Annotated in this window: 16 protein-coding genes; 7 read left to right on the plus strand and 9 right to left on the minus strand. The window is 67.0% G+C overall.

All coding sequences use genetic code 11. The annotated features are described in order from the left end of the window. Positions 1-20: 20 nt before the first annotated feature. The gene (locus tag JCM7685_RS01675) at positions 21-1,559 is read right to left on the minus strand and encodes a winged helix-turn-helix domain-containing tetratricopeptide repeat protein (protein WP_074971008.1); all 1,539 of its coding nucleotides are present in this window, start codon (positions 1,557-1,559) and stop codon (positions 21-23) included. A gap of 231 nt (positions 1,560-1,790) precedes the next feature. On the opposite strand from JCM7685_RS01675, the gene JCM7685_RS01680 reads away from it, so the two are divergent. From JCM7685_RS01680 to JCM7685_RS01705, 6 genes are all read left to right on the plus strand, one after another. After that, on the plus strand, positions 1,791-2,021 hold the full coding sequence (locus JCM7685_RS01680) for a hypothetical protein (RefSeq protein ID WP_074971010.1): 231 nt from the start codon (positions 1,791-1,793) through the stop codon (positions 2,019-2,021). Positions 2,022-2,042: 21 nt separating this feature from the next. After that, positions 2,043-4,031, plus strand: coding sequence for a hypothetical protein (locus tag JCM7685_RS01685; RefSeq protein WP_145981071.1), 1,989 nt, complete (start codon positions 2,043-2,045; stop codon positions 4,029-4,031). Between the two features lie 63 nt (positions 4,032-4,094). Further along, on the plus strand, positions 4,095-5,570 hold the full coding sequence (locus JCM7685_RS01690; RefSeq protein WP_074971013.1) for a hypothetical protein: 1,476 nt from the start codon (positions 4,095-4,097) through the stop codon (positions 5,568-5,570). 40 nt (positions 5,571-5,610) lie between these two features. Beyond that, positions 5,611-5,859, plus strand: coding sequence for a hypothetical protein (locus JCM7685_RS01695; RefSeq protein WP_074971015.1), 249 nt, complete (start codon positions 5,611-5,613; stop codon positions 5,857-5,859). Positions 5,860-5,897: 38 nt separating this feature from the next. Beyond that, positions 5,898-6,806 (plus strand): glycoside hydrolase family 19 protein, encoded by a 909-nt coding sequence (locus JCM7685_RS01700; protein WP_074971017.1) that lies wholly within the window; start codon positions 5,898-5,900, stop codon positions 6,804-6,806. 700 nt (positions 6,807-7,506) lie between these two features. Beyond that, positions 7,507-8,442 carry a MurR/RpiR family transcriptional regulator gene (locus JCM7685_RS01705; protein ID WP_074971019.1) on the plus strand — a complete coding sequence of 312 codons (936 nt, stop codon included), beginning with the start codon at positions 7,507-7,509 and terminating at the stop codon, positions 8,440-8,442. A gap of 365 nt (positions 8,443-8,807) precedes the next feature. On the opposite strand, the gene JCM7685_RS01710 is transcribed toward JCM7685_RS01705, so the two are convergent. The 8 genes from JCM7685_RS01710 to JCM7685_RS01750 all read right to left on the minus strand — a co-directional run bounded on the left by JCM7685_RS01710 (position 8,808) and on the right by JCM7685_RS01750 (position 18,720). Next, positions 8,808-10,133, minus strand: a complete 1,326-nt coding sequence (locus tag JCM7685_RS01710) for an MFS transporter (RefSeq protein WP_074971021.1) — start codon at positions 10,131-10,133, stop codon at positions 8,808-8,810. Between the two features lie 188 nt (positions 10,134-10,321). Then, positions 10,322-11,668: an NAD(P)/FAD-dependent oxidoreductase gene (locus tag JCM7685_RS01715; RefSeq protein WP_074971023.1), complete on the minus strand. Its 1,347-nt coding sequence runs from the start codon at positions 11,666-11,668 to the stop codon at positions 10,322-10,324. Then, positions 11,668-13,167, minus strand: coding sequence for an aldehyde dehydrogenase (locus JCM7685_RS01720; protein WP_074969803.1), 1,500 nt, complete (start codon positions 13,165-13,167; stop codon positions 11,668-11,670). Before JCM7685_RS01720 ends, JCM7685_RS01715 begins: the two co-directional genes overlap by 1 nt. A 1-nt stretch (position 13,168) precedes the next feature. Beyond that, positions 13,169-14,086: a dihydrodipicolinate synthase family protein gene (locus tag JCM7685_RS01725; protein ID WP_074969805.1), complete on the minus strand. Its 918-nt coding sequence runs from the start codon at positions 14,084-14,086 to the stop codon at positions 13,169-13,171. Positions 14,087-14,438: 352 nt separating this feature from the next. Beyond that, positions 14,439-14,879, minus strand: a complete 441-nt coding sequence (locus JCM7685_RS19780; RefSeq protein WP_074969806.1) for a hypothetical protein — start codon at positions 14,877-14,879, stop codon at positions 14,439-14,441. 71 nt (positions 14,880-14,950) lie between these two features. Further along, positions 14,951-15,652: a 5'-methylthioadenosine/S-adenosylhomocysteine nucleosidase gene (locus JCM7685_RS01740; RefSeq protein WP_231964673.1), complete on the minus strand. Its 702-nt coding sequence runs from the start codon at positions 15,650-15,652 to the stop codon at positions 14,951-14,953. A gap of 63 nt (positions 15,653-15,715) precedes the next feature. After that, a complete protein-coding gene (locus JCM7685_RS01745) occupies positions 15,716-17,305 on the minus strand; it encodes a PAS-domain containing protein (protein WP_074969808.1) in 1,590 nt (529 codons plus the stop codon). A 77-nt stretch (positions 17,306-17,382) separates the two neighbouring features. Continuing rightward, positions 17,383-18,720 (minus strand): ActS/PrrB/RegB family redox-sensitive histidine kinase, encoded by a 1,338-nt coding sequence (locus JCM7685_RS01750; RefSeq protein WP_074969810.1) that lies wholly within the window; start codon positions 18,718-18,720, stop codon positions 17,383-17,385. Positions 18,721-18,955: 235 nt separating this feature from the next. Between JCM7685_RS01750 and JCM7685_RS01755 the strand changes: the two genes are divergently transcribed. Then, on the plus strand, positions 18,956-19,504 hold the full coding sequence (locus JCM7685_RS01755; RefSeq protein ID WP_074969887.1) for an ActR/PrrA/RegA family redox response regulator transcription factor: 549 nt from the start codon (positions 18,956-18,958) through the stop codon (positions 19,502-19,504). Positions 19,505-19,576: the final 72 nt, after the last annotated feature.

Below are 19,576 nucleotides of genomic sequence, written 5' to 3' on the forward strand. Positions count from 1 at the left end.
CGGGTCGCAGAGCAGGCCCCTCAGGACGCCGGGCGATACAGATCCTCGGCCAGCAATTGCCAGGGAATGTAGATCGGGCTCTGTCCTTTCATGCTGGGCGGGACCGCGTCTTCCAGCTGTTTCATCGTCAGGCCCGGATTGGCCTCGATCAGCTTGGCGGTGAAATGCGCCTCGCGGGCTGCGTCGCCCGTCTGCCGATAGATGCTGGCCAGAATGCGATATGCCCAGGAAAGCTGCGGGGTGCTGGCGATCACCTCGTCGACGATCGCGATCGCGCGGTCGAAATTGCCAAGGCCGACATGCGCGATGGCGGCACCGATGCGGAAGTTGTAGAGAAACGGGTCGCGCGGCGAAAGCCGCAGGGCGTGATCGAATTCGGGCAGCGCTGCGGCCGGCCTGCCGCAATAGTTCAGCGCCCAGCCCAGTCGCATGCGTCCCCAGGCATTGCTGGGGTCGATGGCGACGGCCCGCTTGGCAAAGGCCAATGCCGGCAAGGGATCCGTCATCGTCAGCGAAAAGGCCGCGCTGATCGCGACCAGCGCCGGAGGGTCGCTGCCCGCCCGGGCGGCGGCCCGGTTGGCCAGATGCAGCGCCTTGGCCCGATCCGCGGCGGGATCGTGCGACCACAGATAGACCGGACGCTGCGCCAAGGCCCAGGCCAGATAGGAAAGCGCGCGGATATCGTCGGCCTCGGCGGTCAGCGCGCGGGATAGCAGCCGGATGGCCTGGTCGTTCGCCTCGCGGTCGTGCTGCCAGAAATAGGGCAAGGCGCGCAGGACGCAGGCGCGGGCCTCGTCGGCCTGGTCGGCGCGCAGGATCTCGGCCTCGCGCAGCCAGACCGGCAATTGCCCGGCGATCCGCATCGCGATGCTGTCCTGTACCTTCAATATGTTGCCCAGGGTCTCGTCGAAGCGCGAAGACCAGATCGTGCAGCCCTGCGCATCGACGAGATTGACCGCCACGCGGACCTGATCGCCCAGGCGGCGGATCGAGCCTTCGACCAGGTAATCGGCCGACAGCGCCGCTGCGATCTCGCAGATGGCGCCGCAGTCGCGAAGGCTGATCGCGCGGTGATGGGCGATGACGCGGAACTCTCCGACGTTGCTGAGGGCCAGCACGATGTCGTCGAGAATGCCCTCGGCCAGAATGTCCAGCGGGTCCGCCGTGTGATAGCGAAACAGCAGGACCGCGAGGATGGGCAACCGGGTCGCGCGCGGGGCCGGGGGCCGGTCCGGCTGCCCCTCGGCCTCTTCGACCGTCGCCGACGGGGCGAAGCGAAAGCCGCGCCGGGCCACGGTGACGATGACGCGCTGCGACCGGCCGTCGTCGCCGACGGCGCGGCGCGCGGCGTTGATCCGCGCGTCGATGGCGGCGTCCGAAACGTGAAGCCCCTTCCAGACCTCGGAAAGCAGCGTCTCGCGGGTGATCAGCTCGCCCGCGGAACGAACCAGGCAGGACAGCAATTCGAACACCTGCGGTTCCAGGTGGACGTCCTCGCCGCCCCGCTGGAAGACGTAGCGGTCGGTATCCAGGCAACAATCTAGGAATCGATACTTCACCGACTCACCTCGCGCACCTCTGAACCTTACCGCACGGCGCAACCCCAGGCAGCAATGTAACGGCAAGGTTTCCATAAGAATACCGCAAGCGGATCTTCAAGCGTGCGCTTCCCGGGATGGTAATATCAGGGCAGCAGACACGGTCCCGCGCCACGCGCAAGCCGATAAGCGCGGAACGATCTGCCGAAAAAGCTGACAATCAACCACGGCCGATGCGGCCGAAAGAAAGGAATGACCATGGGCTGGAGTGCGCATGCCAATGAGCAGATGACATTTGTGAAGGATTCGGCGCATGCCACGCCGGCCGAGATGGAGCAGTTGACGGCGCAGATGAATGCCTGGGCCGCCAGCAATCCCGATAGCCGGCATTTCATCGAGTTCGGCAAGCTGCGCCATCACGGCGTCGCCTTCACGGTAAGCGGTGGAGACATCGTCTCCGTGGATTACGGCGACCGCGACTGATCGCGACGGGACTGCCCGCCTGTGCCGGCACCGATCAGCGTTCCGGCACAGGCATCACGTCGCTCCGGAGCCGCAACTCCGGACGCGCCACTTGCCGACAATCCAGGGAGTATTGCCATGACAGGGGATATTGCGATTCTTGCCGATTCCGAGGTCCTGATCGGCGGTAAGAAATATTCGATGACCGCCAGCCCGAGTGCGGATTCCGAAATCGTGGAAGAGGCGATCCGGAACACCTTGGCCAGCATCAAGCTGGAGCAGATGTGCGACGACCTCAGCCTGACCGGAGATATGATCTATTGCGCCTATAACGGCATCGATCCGAAATATGGGGAATTGCGGGCGCTGGTGGCAGGGCTGCATAAAAGCTTCGTCGATCTTTTGCTGCGGTCAGAACATCAGATGACCGAACTGGAGGCGATATCGGGCGAAATCCTTCCCGATCTCAGCAAGGTCTTCCGCTTCCTGATGAGCAACAAGGAAGATATCGCCGTCACCTTCCTGAAAAATGCCGCGGAGAAGGCGACGAGGCTGAGCAGCGGCATGAAGCAGCTCGCCGACGAATATGCCGCCCTGGGGGTCAAGGCGCAGACGGCCGTGGAACTGGCCGAAAAGCAGCAGGGCATGGAGTTGCAGCAGATCGAGGCGCTCAAGACCAAGCTGGCGGACATCCGGGCCGAGAATGAGCGCGCGACCGACCTGTCGCAGCGTCTGGCGACGGCGGTGAAAGACCTGCAGTCGAAATACGAAGAGGCGAAGTCCAAGGCCGAATCGTCGGAAAACCGCGCCTTCGCGCTCAGCATCATCGGTTCGATCCTGCGGCCGCTGGCGGATGGCGTGGGCGCCGCCGCCGGGGCCTTTGCCAGGGTGCAGGTCCCGGGGCTGAACCTGCCCTCGCCGACGCCCGCGCCCGCCCCTGCCGCCGCGCCCGCCGCCGAGAAGCCGGCCGCCGACAAGCCCGCGGCCGCAAAGCCCGCTGCCGCAAACGAGCCCGCCAAGTCCAAGGAGGCGCTTACCGTCGACAAGGAAAAGGCCGATGCCGCGGTCGCGGATGCCCAGAAAAAGCTGGAAGCCGAGACCCAGGCCGTTACCGCCAAGACCTCCGAGGTGGAGAGCGCGAAGGCCAAGCTGACCGGCGCCGAGGCCGACGCCAAGAAGGACGGCCTTTCCGCGCAGGAGAAGAAGGACAAGGAAGCGGCGGCGACGGCCGCCAAGCTGGCGGCCGACGAGGCCAAGGCGCAGCTTGAAATCCTTGAGAAAAAGAAGAAGGAAGCCGCCGATGCGCTGACCGCGGCCAAGGCGAAGGCCAAGGAGATCGGCGACGCCATCGAAAAGATCGGCAAGGCGATCGGCGAAGCTGGAAGCGGCATAGGCAAGATGGGCGAGAACTTCTTCGAGCTTGCCGATTCCTATCGCCAGGAAAAGGTCAACTTCCTGAACCTGCTGATGAAAAAGCAGGAGGAAGAGGACAAGACGCTGGCCGACATGAAGAAATATGCCTTGCAGATGAAAAACATCGACATGCAGACGCAGACGCTGACCGTGACGGTCGAGGCGCTTTTCCAGGCCATCAAGGCATTGAAGCGGGTCGTGACCAATCTGCAGGTCGCCGCCCAGTTCTGGCGGAACATGGCGGACGGCTGCGCGCGTCTGGCCAATCCGGCGCTTGCCGACGACATCGCGGCCTACAAGAGCCTCAGCCTCAGCGACAAGCTGGAGCTCTATGCCGAGACGGAGTTCAAGCAAAATGCCGTCCGCTATCTTGCGGGTTGGGTCGGCATGCAGACCATCGCCAAACGCTATACGTCCCGCATGACCGACATCCGCTCGCGCGCATCCGAGGATTACGGCAACTATCTGGGCCCCGAGGCGGCCAGAAAGAAGGCCGCCGAACTTGGCGCGGCCCTGGCGATATCGGCCATGAAAGGCGAAGGGGAAAGCGAGAAGGCCAAGTCGGTCATTGCCGCCGCCTTGAAAGAGGCCACGGCCGAGGCGCAGGCGGCTGCCTGACGACGTCCGCGGGGCAGCTCATGCGGGCTGCCCCGGGCTTTTCGGAATGCGGAGGGATTTTTCATGGCGGGTCTGCACGGATTTCATTGCATATCGGCCCGGCTGGCGGCCGTCCTGTGCCTTTGCATCGCCGCCGTCTGGCCGCTGAGGGCGCAGGAAAGCGGCGGCAGCTATCTTGAACGCACCACGGCCGCACTGGCGCAGCTGGACGCCGCCGAAAGGGCGCTCGCCGCCGGCGACACGGGCGGCATCCAGGGCGCGCTTGACCGGATGGGCGCGACCGCGGGCGATCTTTCGTCGAAGGCATTGCGCTTCCGCGAGGTGGCGAACCGGGAATTCGCCCGCTGCGGCGACCGGGTCCAGGAGCTCGAGCGGCGGATCGGAGACATCAAGACCGAACAGGGCCGCGTGCAGGCCGAGATCAAGAGCCTGGAGGCGACCCTGGCCGGCGCAACCGAGCGCGAGCGCCTGAGCGCCCAGCAGTTGGTCGAGATCAACCGGCGCATGGCCAACGCCCATGCCGCGCTGGAAGAGCGCAGGCGCAAGCTGGACGAATTGAACAGCTGGTGGTGGGTTCCGGGCTATGGCGCCTATCTGGGCATCCGCACCCTTGCCGATCATGACATCGAAGAGGCGAACAGCCTTTCCCACGCGCTCAACGACGAGCGGGCGCGTCTGTCCGAGGCCGGACAGGCGCGGGCCGCGGCCGACCGGCTGATGCGCCAGCTGCAAGGACAGATCACCGTCAACAACGGCACCACCGACACGCTGAACGCCATGTCCAGGCAGTCCGTGGCCCATATCGCCGAACTGCGCCAGACGGCAAGCTTCCTGACCACCGCCGAAGCCTTCTGGAGCAAGGCGTCCACGCTTTTGCAGATCGGGGTCGAGCGACGGGACCAGGATTTGCGGCTGCTGCTGAGCCTGTTGGACGAGGATCTGACGCTCGACGATTTCAGCGAAGAGTTCCGGCCGAGTTCCGGCAAGATGCGGGAGGCCCTGCTGGCATTTGCCAAAAGCGTGGACAGCGGCTCGAACTATCTGCTGGATTCCAGCACCGACTATTGCGGCGGCCCGCCGCGCGCCGTCGGCGGCCCCGATCTGTCGACGCGCTGCAACGTTTCGCAGATCACCCGCTATTTCGAGATCGTCGACCCCGTCCGATGCTCGTTCCGCTATGTCAACCCGCCCGGCTGCCCCCCGCCGCAAAAGGTGGTGGACCAGAGCCCGGCCGCCCTGCAGGCCGGCCGCAACCGCGGCGACTGGACACGGACGCCCGCCCAGAACTGGGTCGGGCGGGCCAGCACCTCGCCCTGCGAGCTGAAGGGCAGCATCTATTACGGAAAGCTTGCCGGCCCCGATCAATGCGAGGCGGTCTGCCAGGGCGATCCGGTTTGCACGGCATGGACCTATAACATCCGCAACGCCTTCATGCCGGGCAGCATCGGCCAATGCTGGGGCGCCCCTGCGGCGTTCGAGCTGAACAAGAGGCCCTGGGAGGGTTTCGAATCCGGCGGGCTTGGCCAGCGCAACCCCTGAATAACCCCATCGAAGCGATCCATGAAGGAGGACCAGAGAAATGACCGATGACGTAGCGACCGAATGCAGGAACGCGGGCGGCAGCCCGGAGTTCTGCTCGCATATGGCGGGATTGGCGAAACAGTTCGGCATGGACTGGAGTTCGACCATCGACCGCAATACCTATCCCAAGATCGTCGCCGCCTATGAAAGCTACACCGACCGCCGCTATGGCGGCGAGAACCTGCATGCGGGCAAGACGATCCATTTCTCGCAATTCGCCAAATCCGCGCTGCAACACTGGCGTTGACACCGCCGCAAGCGGCGCGACCGATAGCGGGGGCGCATATGGACAGAAAGGTTTTCTACCAACGCCTGCGGCACGGGGACGGCGCGGTTTTCGGCGCCGTCCTGACGCAGCAGCAGGTCGACGGAATCGAGGGAATCCTCGACGCCATGGCCGCGGTCGGCGACGGCCGGGCCAAGACGCTGGCCTATGCCCTGGCGACGGCCTGGCACGAAACCGGCCGCCGCATGGTGCCGGTGCGCGAAGGCTTTGCCCGAAGCGATCAGGAGGCGATCAAGGCCGTGGCGTCGCTGGCCCGTCGCCTGGGTCCGGGCAGCGCGCCGGAACGCTATGGCAAGCCGGTCGGACCCTATGGAAAATGCTATTACGGCCGCGGCCATGTCCAGCTGACCTGGCAGAGGAACTACGCCGCAAGCAGCGCGGATGCCGGCGTCGATCTGGAGCGGGACCCCGACAGGATGCTGGACCCGGTCGTCTCGGCCCGGATCCTGATCCTGGGGCTGATGGACGGGCGCTGGAACGGGTGCGGCAAGGGCATTGCGCATTATCTGCCTCGGGACGGGGCGGACAATCTGAAGGACGCGCGCCGAACGGTGAACGGCACCGACAGATGGGATCTTGTCGCCGGCTATTACAAGGCGTTCCTGTCCGCGATCCAGGCCGCCGGCGGTTGGCAGGAAACGGCCTTGTCCCGCGACGACCCGGATGCCCGGCCGCGGAAACATGCCACGGCCGACCCTGCCGGGCCCGCGACCCCCGCGCAGGATCTTGCGCCGACCTTCGCCGTCGCGGACGAGCCGGTCGTCAGACTGCTGGCCTGGCTGAACGATTGCCCCGGCGAAATTCGCGCCGTGGGCGCCTGGCTCGCCGCCATGCCCGGAACCTGCGTCGCGCGCGAAGCGGCGGACGACACCCCGACGGATACATCCGCGAGCAGCGGAAGCCGATAGTCGCGCCGCAACTCCGGCCCGCGGGCGCGGCTGATATGATGCGCCCATCCGCTGCCCCGGACGATATGCTGACGCAGCGGCGCCCATACGCGCCGCCTGATGGTGGCCCCAGGCCCGATGGACGTTCAGCGCCGGCAAAGCCGACGCAGGTTCCAGGATCGCGGCAGACCAGCCGATCAACCGAGTTGCCCGCACCGTGATCTCGCAACACCATGCCTGCGCGCGGAGCCCAAGATCGACCCCGGCATCTAGACTTGCGCCAGCCCATCTAAACTTCTTCCAAACCCCAAGGAATTCAGTCGCATCGCCATGCGCGCCCGCCAGACAGACAGGAGATCAATCCTTCTCGCCGCTGCCGTCATCACCTCACGATGAATCCTCACGCTCCCTCGATCACCCCGGCATTGCCATGGCCGACACCGATCACGGCCGCACGGCTCCGCAGCGACGGTCCGACACCGCTCGGAACAAACCGGGACCGATGCTGCCATGAAGAATGCAGGTCGTTTCCGATCAATGACGGCGAAGAGTCCGGCCCTGGTCCCGGTTCGTTTGTGCCAAAGCGCGGCCACGCAGGAAACAACGGTCTTCAGAACCTCGCCAAGGAAACATCTGCTTCGCCCCTTCCCGAGCCAAGGCATTGCATTCCGCCTGAGTTTTACCGATCCTCGCCGACGTGACCTCCGAGGGCTTGGAACGAATGTCTCATCAGGACGCCCTGCGCGCCCGGCTGATTGCCGCTTTCGGGGGCCTGCCGCCGAAACTGCAGCAGGCCGCGCGCTATATCCTGGAACATCCCGACGAGGTGGCGCTGGTCTCGATGCGGCAGCTGGCGCGCAGCGCCGGGGTGCAGCCCTCGACCATGACGCGGCTGGCCAAAGCCCTGGGGCTGGACGGTTACGACAACCTCCGCGCCCATCATGCCCACGCCATCCGCCAGCGCATCGACGGCTTTGCCGCCCAGCAGGAACGCGCCAGCGCCAGCGGCGAAGGGCTGGCCGTGCAGATGCTGCAAAGCCTGTCGGGACAGATCGCGCGCCTGGCCGAGCCCGCCTCGGCCGCCCGGCTCGAGGCTGCCGCGGAGCGCCTGGCCCAGGCACGCCGGATCTACGTGCTGGGGTTGCGCTCCTGCCATCTGGTGGCTTGGCATTTCCACTATGTCATGTCCTTGCTGGGCAAGCGCAGCGTGCATCTGGACGGACCCGCCGGCACGGTGGGCGACGGGCTGATGGGCGCAGGGCCGCAGGACGTGCTGCTGGCGGTGTCGATCAGCCCCTATGCGCGGCATGCGCTGGAGCTGGCGCAAATGGCGCGCAACAAGGGGCTGGCGGTGGTTGCGATCACCGACAGCGAGGTCTCGCCCCTGGTCGCCATCGCCGACGAGGTGATCCTGTGTGCAACCGAAAGCCCGACCTTCTTTCACACGCTGACCCCGGCATTGGCGGTATCCGAGGTGCTTTGCGGTCTGCTGGCCAATCGCGACCGCGACGGCGCGCTGGCGGCCTTGCAGAACGCCGACCGGCACCTGCTGGAGCTGAACACCTATTACACCGCCCCCAAGCGGCGCCCCCCGTCCGCCGCTTCGCGCGATGAGACGGATCAGGACCCCTCCGTCAGGCCGCAAGGCCCGCCATGATTGCTGCCCCCGCACTGGTTTTGACGGATCGATGAACGAATGGCGCGGCCGCGGCCGCTCTTTCCCAAGTCGTGGTAAGCGGCCTGTCGATGATCGAAGCGTGCTGATCAGCAAGGCAATGGTTGCGACAGCGCGATGCACGCCGCGAGGACGGCCACCCAAGACGCTTTGCAAGCGACGAGGGTGAACAAAGGCTCGCCTTGCTTGGATATCCAGCCGCTGAAATTGCAGCGGCGCATCGGGTCATTTCTGCTCTGTCGCATGTCCTCTGCAAGCGAGCAGCCGACCGCTTAGGCTTGCGGGACCGGCTTCTACTCTCCTGGATGCGGGCGCATGGTGTTGACCACGCGCCCGCACTGATCGGGTCAGCGCAGATGCTTGCCCTTGGTCTCTGGCGCCCAGCCGATGGACATCACCAGGCCCAGCAAAGGGAAAAGCGCCATCAGGATCAGGGTGGCCGAAAAGCCGAACTGCAACAGCAGATAGGGCAGAAGATAGGTGACGCCTGCCGCCGAGATGCGCGAGAAGGCTGCCGAGAAGCCGATGCCGGTCGCCCGGACATGCGTGTCGAAAATCTCGGCCGGATAGACGAACTGGATGCTGTTCGCGACAGGTCCCACGAACATGTAGGTCGCAAACAGCGTCACGATGATCCAGGTCGGCGCGTCGGGGAACAGGCCCAGGGCCAGGAAGGTCGCGAGGACGATGGCGAAGGTCCAGATGACGAAGCCCCGGCGGCTCATCCAGTGCAGCAGGAACACGCCCGCGATGGAACCGACGATCTGCAGCAGGTTCAGCGACATGTCCACCATCGCCGAGCCGTTCAGGCGAAGGGATTCCAGCACCGGCACCATGAAGGTGAAGATGGCAAAGAACGGACCCACCTGGCAGAACCAGAAGAAGCCGGAATAGAGCGTCTGCCGCCAGCTCTGTGCCGTGAACAGCTCGCGCGGCGAGGCCAGGCTGGCGTCCAGCGCGATATCCGGAATCGCATATCCGGGACCGAAATGCCGCGCGACGATCGCTTCGGCCTCGGCGACGCGGCCGCGCGCCTTCAGCCACATCGGGGTTTCGGGCAGCGTCAGCCGCAGGATGAAGGTGATCAGCGCGGGAACCACGCTCGACGCCAGCAGCATCCGCCAGTTGTCGCCGTGATAGAATGTTCCGATGACGAAGGCGATGGTAAAGACGGCCTGCCAGCCGACGCCGAAACAGCCCAACAGCACCCCGCGGTTCTTGCGCCGCGAAAACTCGGCCAGGAAAGACGAGCCGACGGCATATTCCACGCCGATGGCCAGCCCCAGGGCAAGCCGGATCGCGACCAGCTGCCAGACGTCCTGCACGACAAGCTGCAGCAGGGACAGCACGATGAACGCGGCCAGGTTCCAGGCAAAGACCGGACGCCGCCCGAAACGGTCGGCAAGGTTGCCGAAAAGCAGCCCGCCGATAAAGACGCCGATCAGGGCGCTGGATGCGATCAGCCCCTGACTGATGGCGGACAGCTGCAACTCGTGCTGGGCGATTGCCAGCGCGGGGCCGACGATGCCCAACACATAGCCATCCAGCGCGGCGCCACCCAGCACGGATGCGGCGGCAACGATATGGACGGGTTTCAGCGGCGCCTCATCGATCGGCAATCGCCCCAGGCTGTCGCGTTCGACGGGCCCGGTCGGTATCACGGCTATGGCCATGGCTCACCTTTCCAGGAAATGCGATTTCCGCCGAGGGGTGACGGAATTCCGTTCTCGATCTGGCGTGCACGATCTGCCCACAAACGTGGCTCCTCCGCAGGGTCATGAACGCATGCAAATTGGGGGGCTGGCACACAGGGCGCGGCGGGAAATCCTCGCGCCTCGCCGTCGGCTCCAGAGGGCAGGCCTTAATCCTGCCTCGCCTTCCATTCTTTCCATCGCATATAGGCGTTTGCGCCGATTGTGTCGAAGGGATGGGGTGGCAGTCGGGCGGGTTCGGCTTCGGCGGCGAAGAATTCCGTCACCGCGCTTTTGCGCCCGCAGGCGAGCTCGGCCGCGCCGATGCCGGTCAGCGTGCCCCGCGCCGTGCCCAGCCCGTTCTGGACGCAGGCCGCGTAAAGCCCCGGTTCCAGCTCGCGCATCACCGAGACCGCGTTCCGCGACAGGCACAGATGCCCCGACCAGGCATGCTCGAAGCCGATCCCCTTCAGCATCGGGAAGCGGACGTCGAACTTTCGCCGCATGATCGCCACCAGCCGCGACAGGTCGCGGGCGCTGGTCCGCATCCCGGGCCGGTAATAGCCGCCCTGCCGGATCACGATGCGGTGGCCGCCCTGCGCGGGGCCGATGCGGCGCACGGTGGTGCCCATCGGATCGGCCGGCGTCGCGCCCCAGCATTCCTGGCCGCCAAGCGCGCGGATCGCCTCGGGCGGCAGTTCCTCGGTCATGCAGGCGTTCAGCATGATGTGCATCAGCCGCCCGCGCTTGAAGCCGAAGCTTTCCAGATGGCCGTTGTTGGCCAGGATCAGCCGCTGCGCCAGGATCTCGCCCTGCGCGGTCGCGACCCGCCAGCCCTGCGCGCCGCTTTCGAGGCGCAGCACCGGCGCGTTCTCGTAGATCCGCACGCCGGCGCGCTCCAGCCCGGCCGCCAGCCCCTGCACATAGCCCGCCGGCTGGATCATCGCCGTGCCCGGGGTATAGAGCCCGCCCTGGTAATGGTCCGAGCCGGTGATCTCCTTCATCTGCCGGGCGTCGTAGAGCTCGTGCGCCTCGCCCATCCGGCGCAGGTGCGCGGCATAGCTGACGTTGCCGGCGATCCCGGCGGCCGAGGCGGCGGCGTTGATCTTGCCCGCGCGCTGGAACCAGCCGCGCGGGATGTCGTATTCCTCGACCGCCGCGTCGGCGAAGTCGATGGCATGGCGGTTCAGCCGCGTCAGCTGCCGGTCGTGGCCGTCGCCCGCGCCGGCATAGTCCGACGAGGTCAGCTCGTGCGGCAGGTCGATCATGAAGCCCGAGTTGCGCCCGGTGCCGCCTTCCGAGATCCGCGCGGCGTCCAGGATCGCGACGTCCAGCCCCGGGTCGATCTGCTTCAGGCGCCGCGCGGCGGACAGCCCCGCGAAGCCCGCGCCGACGATGGCGATGTCGCAGCCCGCGGCGCCCTGCAGCCGCGCGCGGGGCGCGGCCGGGGGCAGGATCGCGCTCCACCCGGCCGGGCCGTTGAAGACCGGGGTGCGGATCGCGTCATGCCGGGCCATCAGTCGCCCGCCGCATGGTCGGTGAGGTCGATCCAGATGGTCTTGAGCTGTGTATACTGGTCATGGGCGTGGATCGAATTGTCCCGCCCGCCGAAGCCCGATTGCTTGTAGCCGCCGAAGGGGGTGGTCACGTCGCCCTCGCCGAAGCTGTTGACGGTCACCGTGCCGGCGCGCAGGGCGCGGGCGCCGCGCAGCGCCCGTCTGCCGTTGGCCGAGAAGATCGAGGCCGCCAGCCCATATTCGGTGTCGTTCGCGACCGCGATGGCCTCGTCGACGCTGTCCACCACCACCACGGTCAGGATCGGGCCGAAGATCTCTTCCACCGCCAGTTTCGAATCGCGCGCGGTTTCCACGACGGTCGGCTCGATGAAGCCCGGCGCGACGATCCTGCCGCCGAACAGGATATTCTCGGATTGCGCGGCTTCCAGATAGCCGGCGACCTTGTCGAAATGCGCCTGGCTGACCAGCGAGCCGACCCGGATGGCCGGGTCCAGCGGATCGCCGACAAGCCAGGTCGCGGCCTCGGCCCGGACCTTGTCCAGCAGCCGGTCGCGGATGCCCCGCTGCACGATCAGCCGCGAGCCGGCCGAGCAGTTCTGCCCCATGTTCCAGAAGGCGCCGTTGACGACATGCGCCGCCACCGCCTCCAGGTCCTCGGCATCGTCCAGCACCACGCAGGGGTTCTTGCCGCCCAGCTCCAGCACCACCTCCTTGAGGTTGCTGTCGGCCGAATAGTTCAGGAACCGCCGGCCCGTGGCGGTCGAGCCGGTGAAGCTGACCATGTCGACGTCGGGGTGCCGGCCCAGCGGCTCGCCCACCGCGGAGCCCGAGCCGGTGACGATGTTCAAGACGCCCGCCGGCAGCCCGGCCTCGGCCGCCAGTTCCGCGACGCGCAGCGTGCTGAGCGTGGTCTCCGCCGCCGGTTTCAGCACCACCGAACAGCCCGCGGCCAGCGCCGGGCCGATCTTCCAGGCCAGCATCAAGAGCGGGAAGTTCCAGGGCAGCACCAGCCCGACGACGCCCACCGGCTCGCGCACCACCATCGCGATATGGCTGGCCGAGGCCGGCGAGACCTGGTCGTAGATCTTGTCGATCAGTTCCGCGTGCCAGCGGATGACATGGATGGTTTCCGGCACATCGACCGTCTCGCAGTCGAAGATGGTCTTGCCGGCGTCCAGGCTTTCCAGCACCGCCAGGTCGCGGGCGTGTTCCTGCATCAGCGCGGCGAGGCGCAAGAGCGTTTCCTTGCGCTCGCCCGGATGCAGCTTGGACCAGCGCCCGTCCTCGAAGGCGGCGCGGGCGGCCGCGACGGCCAGGTCCACGTCCCGCGCGTCGCAGGCGGCGATCTCGGCCAGCGCCTCGCCGGTCGCGGGGTTGGTGGTGGTGAAGGTCTTGCCCGACAGCGCCGGCCGGAAGCCGCCGTCGATGAAGGCCTGCGTCGGGAAGGACAGCCCGGCCGCGATGGCCTTGTATTCGGAAGTGCCGAGAAGGTCGGTCATGTCATTCCCCCTCGACGATGGCGGCGACGGCGGTCTTCAGCGTCGCGATCACCGCTTCCAGCTCGGCCTTTTCATCGGCGTTCAGCCCCTGCAGCGGCGGGCGCATCGGCCCGGCGCGCAGCCCGGCGGTCTCGACCCCGTGCTTGACGCATTGGATGAACTTGCCGCCCTGCTCCAGCACGCCCATCAGCGGCATCATCGCGGTCATGATCCGGCGGCCGGTGGCGAAATCGCCGCGCACGGCGCAGGCTTCATACAGCGCGACATGCTCCTCGGGCAGGAAGTTCGAGCCGGCGCAGATCCAGCTGCGCGCGCCCCAGGCAAAGAATTCCAGCGCCTGGTCGTCCATGCCGCAGCTCATCTGGATGTTCGGATAGTCGCAGGCCAGCGTGTGGATGCGGTTCACGTCGCCCGAGCTTTCCTTGATGCCGACGACGTTTTCCGAGGCGCCGACGATGTCCAGGAACGCGCGCCCCATGCTGACGCCCATGCGGCCGGGGTAGTTGTAGAGGATGACCGGCAGGCCGGCGGCGCGGTCGATTTCCAGCGCATTGGCGGCGTTCTCGGCCTCGGTCGGCACCGAATAGGGCGGCGTCGCCAGCAGGATCGCATCGGCGCCCATCGCGCGCGCGCCTTCGGCCAGCGCGATGCTGTCGGGGGTGCGCATGGCGCCGGTGCCGACGATGACCGGCAGCCGGCCGGCGCTGCGCTCGGCGATGAAGCGGGCCAGCTCCAGGCGTTCCTCGACGGTCTCGGCATAGTTCTCGCCGGTCGAGCCGCCCGAGATCAACCCGTGCACGCCCCCCGCGACCAGATGCTCGACCAGATCGGCCAGACCGTCGAAGTCGATGCCGCCGTCGGCGTGGAACGGGGTGATCAGCGGCGTGTAGATGCCTTCGAGCTTGAATGTCGGTTTCATGGCGCGGCCCTCCTGTGCGCGGCCCCCGCCGGGGCCCTTCGCCATCTTTGGTAATCTCCGACGGAACACCCCCGCAAAGGAGAATGTTCAGCGACATCGCATTAGGAAAACTGGGGGAAAAGCGGCAAGACTGGACATTTTCTCATTTATTCTAATGCGAAGCAGAAAGGAAAATCGCACAAGGATCCGAGAAACGCCGTTCCCCCGCATAGGGTAGAAATCAATCTCGGCCCTGCTGCCGCGTCATTTCCATATCGGCTTCGCACCGGCCGTGAATGCCGATGCGGTCCCGCCATCATGAAATGAAACACGATTCGCGAAATCGACGACGCCAAGCGGTCCATCCGCCGTTTCAGTTTGCGGCAATATCCGGGCCCGGAAGACCCGGATCCGCAACCCCGCCCAGCAGCATGTCCCGGAAGGCATCGCCGATCTCGGCCGGGCGCAGCGCGCCTTGTTCGCGATACCAGAAATAGGCGCAGCCGGTCATGCCGTCGATGGCCAGCATCAGCAGATGCGTATCGACCTCGGGTCGGATCAGCCCGGCCTCTTTCGCATCGTCGATCAGGCTGCGGACGCTGTCTCGATACCGTTCGGCGGTGGCGGCAAGGCGGCTGTAACTGCCCGACCCCAGGATCGCGCGTTCCTGCCAGGTCACGGTGAACAGGTCCTGGTGACGCGCGACGACCGCGATCCGGCCGCGCATGAAAAGACGCATCCGCTGCTCGGGATCCGCGGTCGCCGCCTTGACGTCCTCAAGTTGCCGCAGCAGCAGCGCGCCCGTGATCCCCACGATCGAGAGCAGCAGCGCTTCCTTATTCGGCCAATGATGATAAAGACCAGGCTTCGACAGGCCGACGCCGGCTAGGCTCCAGACGGGACGGCTCGCGGCAGCGGCGCCAGCGTCAGGGCGCCGGATTCCAGCGCCTCGGCAAGGCGGTCCACGGCCTCGGCCAGGTTGCGGTCGACCAGATGCAGATATTGCGTCCAGTCCGAGAGCTGCCGCAATTCCTCGGCGCCGTCGGAAATGCCGCGCAGGCCGATCAGCGGCAGGCCGAAGCGCTGGCAGGCGCGCAGCACCGCATAGCTTTCCATGTCCACCATCTGCGCCGCCACCGCCTCGTATCCGGCGCCGCTGACGATGCTGGCCCCGGTCGCGAGGCTGGCCGCGGCCAGGCCCGGAATGCGATGCGGCAGGTCCTGCCGCGCGGGCAGGCCCAGAAGCGGGGTCTCGCCCTTGGGAAACCCCAGGGCCGAGGCATCCATGTCGCGATATTCCAGCGACGATACCTGATAGACGCGGACCTGTTCCAGCTGCCGCGACCCGGCCGAGCCCAGCGAGACCACCAGCTCGGGCAGTTCCCCGCACGCCGCCAGTTCCGCCAGCGCGGCGGTCAGGGCCACCGCCGCCTCGACCGGGCCGACGCCGGTCATCAGCGGCGCGATGCGGGCGCGCAGCTGCGGGCCGTATTCGGCCTCCAGCGCCATCACGAACAGCACCCGCCGTCCCGCCAGCATGTCCGGCGCCACGGTCATGTCGCTCTGTCCGCCCTGGTCGTCATGCATCCGCGCCTCCGTCCGCTTTCGCGCAAGGAAGCGCAGAGCGGCGCGAAGGGCAAGGGCCGGGCGTCATCCGGTCAGGGCACGGGGCATCGGCGCAGCGGTGGCGGGTTTGGCCGGATCGGGCAGGCGGCCCGGGTCGCGGCCGACCGGCAGCGTCGGAACCGGCGCGGCGAAGCTGAGCAGCAGCCGCCCCCCCGACAGCGCCCGCAGCCCCCAGGACAACAGCCCGCCCGAGGGGCCGGCCATGGCGCCGCGCATCGGCTCGTCCGGCAAGGTCGCATTCAGCGCCTCGCGCAAGGCGGCAAGGCCGGGGCTTTGCCCGCAGGCGCGGGTCCAGATCGCCAGGTGGTCGTCCAGCGTGGCCGGGGTGCCCGAGCCCCACAGCTCGGCATAGCGGCGGTTCGAGATCAGCAGCTCGCCATTGGCGGCAAAGACCGCCACCGCATCCTCGATCGAATCCAGCACCTCGGCGCCCAGAGACAGGTCGGCGCGGAACTTGCGGGTCAGCGAGATTTCCGAGGTGATGTCCTCGAACAGGAAGGCCACCGCGCCGTCGGGATGCGGCCGGCCGGTGACGCGATAGGTCTGGCCGCCGGGCAGCGACCACATTTCGACGTGATGGCCCGACGACGCCGCCGCTTCCAGCGAGGCCATCTGGTTGCGCCAGCTGCGATAGTCCTTGGGCTCGGGCACCATCCGCGCCTCGCGCAGCCGGTCGAGAAAGGCGTAGAGCGTCGGCCGCGCGGTCAGGAAGCCGGTGGCGAGCCCGGTCAGGTCGATCAGCGCCGGATTGAAGAGTTGCAGGTTGCGGTCGCGGTCGAAGATCGCCAGGCCGATGGGCAGGTCGGCAAAGGTCTTGGTCAGGGTCTGGACGAATTCGCGCAAGGCGCGTTCGGCGCGGACCGCGGCATCGGCAGGCAGGGCGATGGCGACGGTCTGCCCGGCCACCTCATGGACATGGCAGTCGTACCAGCGGCTTTGCCCGGCATGATCGACCTGCACACGGCGGGCGCCGCTGCCACCGGCCGGGGACCGGGGAGTCAGGTCGATCAGCTGCGGCAGCGGCCACAGCACCTGGTCCGGCGCCTTGGCCTCGGCCAGGTCCAGATAGGCCGAGTTCGCCCAGGTCACCTGTCCCTGCCCGTCCTGTCGCCAGGCCAGCATCGGCGAATGGTCCATGGTGCTGCGCAGGATTTCCAGCTCTTGCTCCATGGCGCCCAGCGACAGCGAATCGACCAGGATGCCGGCGTTTTCCGCCGCCGGATCGGCCAGGGTCAGGCGCAGGATGCCGTCGCCCAGATCCTCGGCCAGCAGGCGCAGGGGGCGGGGACGGCCACGTTCCTCGAACTCCAGCCGGGCGGCGCCGCCCAGGTCGGGCAGCACGGCGCCGAAATCGGGCAGGCGCATTCCCAGCCAGCAGGTCAGCCTTTGCCAGTCGCCGTCGCCGGGCAGCCCGGCCAGCAGCGCCCGCGCCGGCCCGGTCGCATCCAAGAGCAGTTGGTGGCGGAACAGAAAGACGATGGGCTCGATCCCGCGTTCCAGCCCGCGCCCGCCGCCCGAGCCGGCGAGGCGTTGCCCCACCAGCCGCATCAGCAGCAGCGCCAGCGCAACGGCCAGGGCCGCCGCGGCAAAGGCGATCAGGAAATGCGCAACCATCGCGTACACCCGTCATCAAACCAGACATATTCAACTATAGCGCGATAATTTAAGAAGTGGTTAACGCGACCGGGAAATCAGCCGAGAATCTGCGGGTTCGGCCCCAGAGCCTCGCGGTTGTCGGCCTCGATCAGCGTGCGCGGCCAGATCACGGTGATCTCGGCGCCCCGGGCGCCATTGCCGAAGCGCAGCCGCGCGCCCGAACGCTCCAGAAGCGCCTTGGCGATGAACAGGCCCAGACCCATGCCTTCGTAGCTGCGGCCGTCCTCGGCCCGGGGGCGGGTGGTCAGGAACGGGCTGCCGATGCGCGGCAGCAGCGCCGGCGGAAAGCCCGGGCCGTCGTCGATGATCCGCACCCAGATCTCGCGCCGGTCCGAGCCGGTCTGCACCGTCACCCGGTCCGAGGCGAAATCCACCGCGTTCTGGATCAGGTTGCGCAGCCCGTGAATGACGGCGGCGTCGCGGTGGACAATGGGATTTTCCTCCGCCGCCTGCATTTCGATCTGGGCGCCGCGGTCGCGATGCGGGGCCGCGGCTTCGGACAGCACCTCGGACAAAGGCGCCGAGCGGATCAGCAGATCGTCGCGCCCGGCCCCGCCCATGGATTTCAGGATGTCCCGGCAGCGGTCGGCGGATTGGCGCAGCAAGGCCAGGTCCTCGGCCAGGTCTTCGCGTTCGGGCAGGGCGTCGGACAGCTCGTCCGAGAGCTCGGCGCTGACCAGCTTGATCGTGGCCAGGGGCGTGCCCAGCTCATGCGCGGCGGCGGCGACCACGCCGCCCAGGTGCTGCAGCTTCTGCTCGCGCTCCAGCGCCATGCGCGCGGCGAAAAGCGCGTCCGAGGTGGCGCTGACCTCGGCCGCGACCAGCCGGGCGAAGGAGGAAAAGAACAGCGCGCCGATCACCAGCGCGAACCAATGCCCGACCAGCAGCGGATATTGCAGCGACAGCCGGGTGGCGTGGAAGCTCAGCGGCTGGGCAAAGACCGCGGCCAGGGTCACCATCACGAAGGTCGCCGTTCCCAGCGCCAGCAGGTGCCTGCCGGGCAGCGCCGTCGCAGCGATGGTCACCGGCGCCAGCAGCAGCAGCGCGAAGGGATTTTCAAGCCCGCCGGTCAGCGCCAGCAGCGCCGCGATCTGCGCCAGGTCGAAGCCCAGCTGCCAGGCCGCCTCGCGCCCGGTGATGCGCCGTCCCGGCCGCAGCGACAGCGACAGGTTCAACGCCACCGCCAGCCCGATGACCCCCAGCACCCGAACCAGGGAAAATTCCGCGCCGATGGCCAGGGCCGCCCCCACCGCCGCCAATTGCCCGGCGATGGCGACCCAGCGCAGCAGGATCAGCGTGCGCAGCCGGATCGGCTCGGGCCCCGGCTGGCCGGGCAAAAGGTCGATGCGGCGGGAAACAAGGCCGATGGACACGCGAAATCTCCGGTTTCGGGCTGGCTTCGGCATTGATAGCCTTCGCCGCCGGGCCGATCAATGCAAAGGGGCCGGACAGAGAAGCCGGCACATTCTCCGGCCCGACGGCGCGGGGCTTTTGGTGAATCGGCGATTTGCGCCCGGTTCCGGCCTGACACCGGGTTGCGCAATGGCGTCCGGATTTGACCGGGCTCGAAAAACCTCCTAATCAAAATGCAAACTGCAAGGGATGAATATGGCCGAGGAATTCCAGATCGGACCCGACCCCAGCCTGCTGCTGGTGGACGACGACGAGATCTTTCTGAACCGGCTGGCCCGGGCAATGGAAAAGCGCGGCTTCGAAGTCAGCCGCGCCGCATCGGTGGCCGAGGCGCGCAAGCTGCTTGCGGAAAGCGCGCCCGCCTTTGCCGTGGTCGACCTTCGGCTGGAGGACGGCAACGGCCTGGACGTGGTCGATGCCGTCCGCGATGCGCGGGCCGATGCGCGCATCGTCGTGCTGACCGGATATGGCGCCATCGCCACCGCCGTGGCCGCGGTCAAGATGGGTGCGACGGATTATCTCTCGAAACCCGCCGATGCCGACGACGTGACCCGCGCGCTGCTGTCGCGCGGCGAGATGCTGCCGCCGCCGCCCGAAACGCCGATGTCGGCAGATCGCGTGCGCTGGGAGCATATCCAGCGCGTCTATGAGCAATGCGACCGCAATGTCAGCGAAACCGCGCGCCGATTGCATATGCACAGGCGCACATTGCAGCGGATTTTAGCCAAGCGCAGCCCGCGTTAATAATTGGCGTCTCGAAAACCGTTGCATTTCCAAAACGGATGGAAATATTGGTGTCCACAAACTGCCAAACCA

This window comes from Paracoccus aminovorans, assembly GCF_900005615.1.
GTDB classification, from domain to species: domain Bacteria; phylum Pseudomonadota; class Alphaproteobacteria; order Rhodobacterales; family Rhodobacteraceae; genus Paracoccus; species Paracoccus aminovorans.

Coding starts and splice junctions, on each gene's coding strand:
- JCM7685_RS01680 (WP_074971010.1), top strand. CDS start 1,791: ATGACCATGGGCTGGAGTGCGCATGCCAATGAGCAGATGACATTTGTG.
- JCM7685_RS01690 (WP_074971013.1), top strand. CDS start 4,095: ATGGCGGGTCTGCACGGATTTCATTGCATATCGGCCCGGCTGGCGGCC.
- JCM7685_RS01695 (WP_074971015.1), top strand. CDS start 5,611: ATGACCGATGACGTAGCGACCGAATGCAGGAACGCGGGCGGCAGCCCG.
- JCM7685_RS01700 (WP_074971017.1), top strand. CDS start 5,898: ATGGACAGAAAGGTTTTCTACCAACGCCTGCGGCACGGGGACGGCGCG.
- JCM7685_RS01705 (WP_074971019.1), top strand. CDS start 7,507: ATGTCTCATCAGGACGCCCTGCGCGCCCGGCTGATTGCCGCTTTCGGG.
- JCM7685_RS01710 (WP_074971021.1), bottom strand. CDS start 10,133: ATGGCCATAGCCGTGATACCGACCGGGCCCGTCGAACGCGACAGCCTG.
- JCM7685_RS01715 (WP_074971023.1), bottom strand. CDS start 11,668: ATGGCCCGGCATGACGCGATCCGCACCCCGGTCTTCAACGGCCCGGCC.
- JCM7685_RS01720 (WP_074969803.1), bottom strand. CDS start 13,167: ATGACCGACCTTCTCGGCACTTCCGAATACAAGGCCATCGCGGCCGGG.
- JCM7685_RS01725 (WP_074969805.1), bottom strand. CDS start 14,086: ATGAAACCGACATTCAAGCTCGAAGGCATCTACACGCCGCTGATCACC.
- JCM7685_RS01740 (WP_231964673.1), bottom strand. CDS start 15,652: ATGCATGACGACCAGGGCGGACAGAGCGACATGACCGTGGCGCCGGAC.
- JCM7685_RS01745 (WP_074969808.1), bottom strand. CDS start 17,305: ATGGTTGCGCATTTCCTGATCGCCTTTGCCGCGGCGGCCCTGGCCGTT.
- JCM7685_RS01755 (WP_074969887.1), top strand. CDS start 18,956: ATGGCCGAGGAATTCCAGATCGGACCCGACCCCAGCCTGCTGCTGGTG.